This window comes from Mycobacterium sp., assembly GCF_049683355.1.
Classification (GTDB): Bacteria; Actinomycetota; Actinomycetes; order Mycobacteriales; family Mycobacteriaceae; genus Mycobacterium.
In genome coordinates this window covers 1-7,705 of the sequence record NZ_JBAUJB010000115.1, presented here as the reverse complement: position 1 = coordinate 7,705, position 7,705 = coordinate 1, and the positions used below count along the sequence as shown (strand labels likewise).

Here is a 7,705-nt window from a genome sequence, read left to right as displayed (position 1 = left end):
CTGACCGACTCCGGGGCGAAGTCGTCTCCTGCCGGCGTCTGCGGCAGAAAGCCCATCGCGGTCAGGGCGAACACGCACCGCATCGGGATCCCGAGGCTGTCCCCGCCGGCGGTGACGGCGACGACCTCCTGGTCCAGCAGTGACGCAGGCGGTCCGTGGGCGCTGGAATGCTCCTTGGCCAGGCCGACGCCCCGCTGGGCCAGATCCAGGACTGCCCGCGCCGGCACATCGTCGAGGTGAACGAAGCCGGAGTCCGGCGGCAGGACTCCCCGCCAGGCCGAGTCCATCCCGAAGCCCGGGTCGACGTATCCCTCGACGTTCATGGCCGCCAGCCCCGACAGCAGTGCGTCGGCTCCGGCGCACAGGTCCGCAGGCCGCACCCGGCCGCCCACCACCCTGCTGGCCAGCACATCGAACCCGGTGGCGACCCAGGCGACGATCATTCCGTCCGGACGTTCCCGAAACCGGATCACCGCCGCCTCGTCGAGACGCCGCGCGCGCTCGGTGAAGATCAACAGGTCGTCGCGGTTGCTGCTGCCGTCGAGCCACACACCCCGCTCGGTGCCCGTCATCGGGTCCAGCGTTGCAGGTACTGCCGCTGGCGCTCCGAGAGTCGTTGCAGTCGCTGTTCCTCGATGTGCACCGCGGCCAATTGGGTCTCGGCGATGACCGCGGGTTTGGAGTCCCGTGGCGCGCCGACCGAACGCACCTCGTAACCCATCGTGAAGTCCACCGCCCTGACCCGCTTCGACCACATCGTGACCTGTAGCGGGGAATCGACGAGCCGGAGCTGACCCTTGTAGACGATGTTCACCTCGGCGATCAGCAACCCGATCGTGGTGATCTCCTCGCCGAAGGGTTCACGCAGGAACGGGATCCGGGCCTCCTCGAGGAGAGTCACCATCGTGGCGTGGTTGATGTGCTGGTACATGTCGATGTCTGACCAGCGCACATGGACCGGCGCGGTGAACCCGTGCTGGCCCGTCACCCCGTCGAACCCGTTCCGCTGGTCCTCGTCATGCTGCGGATCTGGCGGGCCGCCACCGACAACGTCGCCAGGTCGTGCTCACCGCTCTCGTAGAGCTCGGTCAGCGTGCGCCGGGCGCGTCGGACCCGCGAGCCGTTCGTCAGCTCCCATTCGGCGATCTTCTCCTCGCCATTCTCGTCGGGCTCACCGCCGGCGAGCACATCAAAACACAACGCCCTCAGCGAGCCGTAGATGTCGTCGCGAATCGCCAAGCGCGCCAACGCATGCCACCGGTCTTCCCGGGACAGCCGGGAGACCGCCGTGAGCAGCCCGTCGGTGCCGAAATGGTCCATCAGCGCGAAGTAGGTGTCGGCGACCTCCGCCTGGTCGCGGTCGACGATGTCGGCGATGTCGATCACGTCGAGCAGGCTGAACTGATACAGCCCGGTCGCGACCATGTAGGCCAGATCCTTCGGAACGCCCTGGGAGCTGAACTCCCCGGCCTCGCTGCCGACGATCGCTGCGTCGTCACCGCGCAGCCATTCCGGCATCCGCGGGGTCAGCGCGGCGACCTTCTCCGCGAACCGGTTGATCTCGGCGCCCACCGCCAACGGTTGCGGTCGGTAGTTCAGCAGCCAGCGGGCGGCACGGTCGGTGAGCCGACGCAGGTCGAGTGTCATCCGGTCGGTCACCGCCACCGAAACCCCGGCAGCGTAGGCGTCCCGGATCTGGTCGCGCACCCGGCCGAACCCGAAGATCGCATCGGCGGCGACGTAGCTTCGCATCGCGTCGACCGGCGCCACCCCGACATCCTCGGCGACCCGGTAGGCATACGAGATCCCGGCGGTGTCGACCATGTCGTTGACCAGCATGGTGGCCACGATCTCCCGTCGCAGCTGGTGCGACCGGATCTCGGTGCTGAACTGCTCGCGCAGCGTGGACGGGAAGTACGACGGCAGCCTGGCCGCGAACACCTCCTGGTCGGGCAGGTCGCCGGAGAGCAGATCGTCCTTGAGCGCCAGCTTGACGTGCGCCATCAGGGTCGCCAGCTCCGGAGAGGTCAGACCGATACCGGCCTCGGCGCGACGCCGGATCTCCTTCTCCGACGGCAGGGCCTCCAGTTCGCGGTTGAGCCCGCGCTCCTCCACGAAATCCCGGATCATTCGGGAATGCACCGACAGCAGGCTGGCGGTGTTCGCCCGGCTGGTGCCCATCAGGTCGTTCTGACTCTCGTTGTCGGCCAGCACGAGTCGGCCGACCTCATCGGTCATCGACAGCAGCAGCTCGGAGCGTTCCCCGGGATCCACCTTGCCCGCGGTGACCAGCGAGTCGATCAGGATCTTGATGTTGACCTCGTGATCGGAGCAGTCGACGCCGGCGGAGTTGTCCATCGCGTCGGTGTTGACACGACCTCCGATCAGATCGAACTCGATCCGCCCCAGTGAGGTCACGCCGAGGTTGCCGCCTTCGCCGATCACTTTGGCGCGCACCTGGTTCCCGTTGACCCGCACCGCGTCGTTGGCCCGGTCCCCGACGTCGGCGTCCGCCTCCGACTCGGCCTTGATGTAGGTGCCGATGCCGCCGTTGAACAGCAGATCGGCGGGCGCTTTGAGGATGGCCTTCATCAGAGCCGGCGGTGTCAGCTCCGAGGTTTCGTCCTCGATGCCCAGCGCGGCACGGGCTTCGGAGCTGATCGGGATGGACTTCTGCTGACGGCTGTAGACGCCTCCCCCAGGGCTGATCAGTGAACTGTCGTAGTCCTCCCAACTGGAGCGCGGCAGGTCGAACAGCCGCTTACGTTCCTGCCACGAGGTCGCCGCGTCGGGGTTCGGATCGATGAAGATGTGCCGGTGGTCGAATGCGGCGAGCAGCCGGATGTGCTCGGAGAGCAACATGCCGTTGCCGAACACGTCGCCGCTCATGTCACCGACGCCGACGACGGTGAAATCCTCGGACTGGGTGTCGACACCCATCTCACGGAAATGCCGCTTGACCGACTCCCAGGAGCCCTTGGCGGTGATGCCCATCGCCTTGTGGTCGTAGCCGACGGATCCCCCGGAGGCGAATGCGTCACCCAGCCAGAACCCGTAGGACTGAGCGACCTCGTTGGCGATGTCGGAGAAGGTCGCGGTGCCTTTGTCCGCAGCGACCACCAGATAGGCGTCGTCACCATCGCGCCGGATCACTTCCGACGGTGTGACGATCGCCCCGGTGGCCTTGTCCACGTTGTCGGTGACGTCGAGCAGGCCGGCGATGAACAGCCGGTAGCAGGCCACACCTTCTTCCCGGGTGGCGTCGCGATCAGCTGCCGGATCGCCGGTCAGCTCGGGCGGCTGCTTCACGACGAATCCGCCCTTGGCGCCGACGGGCACGATGACCGCGTTCTTGACGGCCTGCGCCTTCACCAAACCCAGGATCTCGGTGCGGAAATCCTCGCGGCGGTCGGACCAGCGCAGACCACCACGGGCCACGAAGCCGAACCGCAGGTGCACGCCCTCCACCCGGGGTGAGTACACGAAGATCTCGAACTTCGGCCGTGGCAGCGGGAGTTCGTCGATGAGCTCGGGGTTGAGCTTGAACGACAACACGTTTCGCGCGCGAGCCGAGTCCTGTCGGCCGACGAAGTAGTTGGTGCGCAGCGTGGCCTGGATCATCGACGCGAACGCGCGCAGGACCCTGTCGGTGTCCAGACTGACCAGTGCATCGATGTCAGCCGACACCGCGGCGGCGGCGGCCTGGGCATTCCGGTTCGCGGCTCCCCCGTTGGCGTCAGAGGGATCGAACAGTGCCTGGAACAACTCCACTAGCGAGCGTGCGGTTCCGGCGTGGTCGTTGAGGACCGTCGCGATGTGGGTCTGGCTGTACGGGAACCCGGCCTGCCGCAGGTACTTCGCATAGGCGCGCAGCAGAGCGACCTGCTGCCACGTCATCCCGGCCCGCAGCACGAGTTCGTTGAACCGGTCGATCTCGGCATGGCCGTGCCAGATCGCGGTCACGGCGTCGGCGAACCGTTGCGAACTGTCCTCCCGCTCGGGTCCCGCGGGGGCCTCGGGGATTCCGCGGTGCGGGGACACCTTGAACTGGTAGATCCAGACCTGCAGCCCGTCGGGGCGGGTGACCGTGAACGGCCGTTCCTCGAGCACCACCACACCCATGGACTGCAGCATCGGTAGCAGATGGCTCAACGATGCCGAACGCCCGCCGAGATACCAGACGAGGTGGGAGACACCGTCCTCAGCGGTGTCGTCGAGCACCAGCTTGACCGAGTCGTCCTCGAGTTGCTCGATGATCGCGATGTCGTCGAGGGCGTGCAGCGGCGTGATCGCCTGCTTGTACACCTCGGAGAAGGCGTTGGCGTAGTGCTCTGCGGTCGTCTGTTCGATCGCACCGGCCTTGACCGCGCCGAGCAACCGGTCCGCCCAGGTGCGGGCGGCCTCGGTGAGCAGATCCTGCAGCCGGAACTCGTTGGCTTCGGACAGGTCGACGTCGCGCTGACTTGACCCTTCCGGCAGCAGAACAGTGAAATGCACCACCGCCCAAGGTGATTCGCTGACTCGAGCGGCGTAGTCGATGCTGACGCCGCCGAGCTCACGCACCAGGGTCTCCTGCATCTCCAGTCGCACGGCGGTGGTGTAGCGATCGCGCGGCAGATACACCAGGCAGGACACGAAATGCGCGAGACGATCGGCCCGCATGAACAACAGCGTGCGGCGCCGCGATCCGAGTTCGACGACGGCCATCGCCATGTCGAGGAGTTCTCGGGCGCTCAACGCGAACAGCTCGGAGCGGGGAATGGTCTGCATGATGTCGAGCAACAGCTGACCGGGATGGCTGGGGTCGCGGTGGGCCATCGCCAGGGCGTCGTTGACACGGCGGGAGATCAGCGGGATCTCGAGCACGTTGGCGTTCATCGCCGCGACGGTGAACAGGCCCACGAACCTGTGCTCCACCGCGGCCGACGCGTCCCCGCCCCCCGATTGCTCGCGAACCACCACGATCTGCGGATAGGCGCCGTACCGCAGGAAACTCGGTATCGTGGCCTGCGCCAACGCCAACAGGTCGTCATCGGCGGTCAGCTGCGGCAACACTTCCTGACGCAGCCGCAGAACGCCGAGCCGGCTGGACGAATCGACCGTCGCTTCACCATCGCGCACCGGGCAGCGCTGGTAGCCCAGCAGGATGAAATGCCCGTCGGCCAGCCACCGCAACAACGCGGCGACGTCCTTGCGGTCCGGGCTTCGGAAGCGGTGCCCGGCGTCGCTGTGCAGCTCGGCGGCCAGGCTGCGCAGCGTCGCCGCCATGGCGGCTGAATCGAGCGCGACCTGGCGCGCGTCGGCCAGCACCCGAGGCAACAGCCTCTCGGCCTCCGCGAGCGAGGCCCGATCCACCGATTTCGAAAGCTGGATGTGCACCCAGGTCTCGTCGACACCGGCATCGAAGGTGGCCTCCGTCGGAGGCGCGATCTCCAGCAGTTCACCGGCCGCACCGCGCCGGACCCGGAAAACCGGGTTCATGATCGCCTTGTAGGCGACCCCGATGCGGTGCAGCAGCACGGTGACCGAATCCATCAGCATCGTCGCGTTGTCGGTGACGATCTGCAGTGCCGGACCGAAACCGCCTGGGTCGTCGGCAGAGTAAACCGCGACCCGGGTGGTGCCCGGCGGCCGATGACTGCTCAGTCGGTACTGAGCCGCGACCAGCGCCTGGCTTGCCGGGCTCTCCGTCGTGGAGCGGTGCACCGGACCGGTGACGGCGGCCTCCGCCCCGGGAGCACCCCCATGGGGCCCCCGGTAGGTCTCCAGATAGGCGGGCACGAGCCGGTCGATGACCTCGGCAGGTACCGAACCGCCGACTGTGCTGCTGATGGCCCCTGGATTCAACGACATTCGCCGCTCCTGACTCGCACGTACGCACCGACCCTCGTTGGCTGTCACCGACTCCCCTGCGGGAGCCGGTCACGCGATCCGCACGACGAGACTATCCCCGTGTGAGCTTCCGATGGGTCACCCTGTGCGGACGGGCCGCTTCGGCGCCGAGCCGCTCGACCTTGTTCTCCTCATAGCCACCGAAGTTGCCCTCGAACCAGAACCACTTGGCCTCGTTGTCGTCGTCACCCTCCCACGCCAGGATGTGGGTGCAGGTGCGATCGAGGAACCAGCGATCGTGGCTGATGACCACCGCACAGCCGGGGAAGTTGCCCAACGCGTTCTCCAGCGAGCTCAGTGTCTCGACGTCGAGATCGTTGGTCGGCTCGTCGAGCAGGATCAGGTTGCCGCCCTCTTTCAGCGTCAGCGCGAGGTTCAGCCGGTTGCGCTCACCACCGGACAGCACACCGGCGGGTTTCTGCTGGTCGGGGCCTTTGAAGCCGAACGCCGACACGTAAGCCCGCGACGGCATCTCGTTCTGACCCACCTCGATGTAATCGAGGCCGTCGGAGACCACCTCCCACACCGTCTTCTTCGGATCGATGCCGGCCCGGCTCTGGTCCACATAGCTCAACTTGACCGTCTCACCGACCTTGACGATGCCGCTGTCGGGCTGCTCGAGGCCGACGATCGTCTTGAACAACGTGGTCTTGCCGACACCGTTGGGACCGATGACGCCGACGATGCCGTTGCGGGGCAGCGTGAAGGACAGGTCCTTGATCAACGTCCTGCCCTCGAAACCTTTGTCGAGGTGCTCGACCTCGACTACGACGCTTCCCAGACGCGGGCCGGTCGGGATCTGGATCTCCTCGAAATCGAGCTTGCGGGTCTTCTCCGCCTCCGCCGCCATCTCCTCGTAACGCTGCAGGCGGGACTTGCTCTTGGCCTGCCTGGCCTTGGCGCCCGACCTGACCCATTCGAGCTCGTCCTTGAGGCGCTTCTGCAGTTTGACGTCCTTGCGTCCCTGCACGGCGATGCGCTCGGCCTTCTTCTCCAGGTACGTCGAGTAGTTGCCCTCGTAGGGGTAGGCGCGGCCCCGATCGAGCTCGAGGATCCATTCGGCGACGTTGTCGAGGAAGTAGCGATCGTGGGTGACCGCCAGGATCGCGCCCTTGTAATCGGCGAGGTGCTGCTCGAGCCACAGCACGCTCTCGGCGTCGAGGTGGTTCGTCGGTTCGTCGAGCAGCAGCAGATCGGGCTTGGACAACAGCAGCTTGCACAGAGCTACGCGCCGACGCTCACCACCGGAGAGGTGGGTGACCGGCTCTTCCGGTGGCGGGCAACGCAGCGCATCCATCGCCTGCTCGAGCTGCGAGTCGATGTCCCAGGCGTCTGCGGCGTCGAGCTCCTCCTGGAGCTTGCCCATCTCCTCCATCAGTTCGTCGGTGTAATCGGTCGCCATCAGTTCGGCGACCTCGTTGTACCGGTTGAGCTTGCCCTTGATCGCGACGCCGTCCTCGACGTTCTCGCGCACCGACTTGGTCTCGTCGAGCTGGGGCTCCTGCTGCAGGATGCCCACGCTCGCGCCCGGCGCCAGGAACGAGTCGCCGTTGTTGGGCTGGTCCAAGCCGGCCATGATCCGCAAGACGCTCGACTTACCGGCCCCGTTGGGACCGACCACGCCGATCTTCGCGCCTGGAAGGAAGTTCAGGGTGACGTCGTCAAGAATGACCTTGTCGCCGTGCGCCTTGCGGACCTTCCGCATGGTGTAGATGAATTCGGCCATTGCCGTGATGTCGCCTTTCTCGATCTCGGTTCGGTTCCGGGATCATCTGGACCTCTGCGATGGTCGGGCCCCATCCTAGGCGTGGCC

The 7,705-nt window shown here is 66.5% G+C and carries 4 protein-coding genes; all 4 read right to left on the bottom strand.

Annotation, left to right across the window (positions count from 1 at the left end):
* A partial coding sequence (locus tag WA944_RS07100; RefSeq protein ID WP_526646652.1) for a DUF8010 domain-containing protein occupies positions 1–572 on the bottom strand: 572 nt, incomplete at its 3' end.
* Positions 569–988 carry an acyl-CoA thioesterase gene (locus WA944_RS07095; RefSeq protein WP_526372750.1) on the bottom strand — a complete coding sequence of 140 codons (420 nt, stop codon included), beginning with the start codon at positions 986–988 and terminating at the stop codon, positions 569–571. The genes WA944_RS07100 and WA944_RS07095, both read right to left, overlap by 4 nt.
* Entirely contained in the window at positions 985–5,853 is a 4,869-nt protein-coding gene (locus tag WA944_RS07090; RefSeq protein WP_526646650.1) for an NAD-glutamate dehydrogenase, read from the bottom strand. The genes WA944_RS07095 and WA944_RS07090 overlap by 4 nt, the downstream gene beginning before the upstream one ends.
* Positions 5,854–5,944: 91 nt before the next feature.
* A complete protein-coding gene (gene ettA / locus WA944_RS07085) occupies positions 5,945–7,618 on the bottom strand; it encodes an energy-dependent translational throttle protein EttA (protein WP_163892824.1) in 1,674 nt (557 codons plus the stop codon).
* Positions 7,619–7,705: the final 87 nt, after the last annotated feature.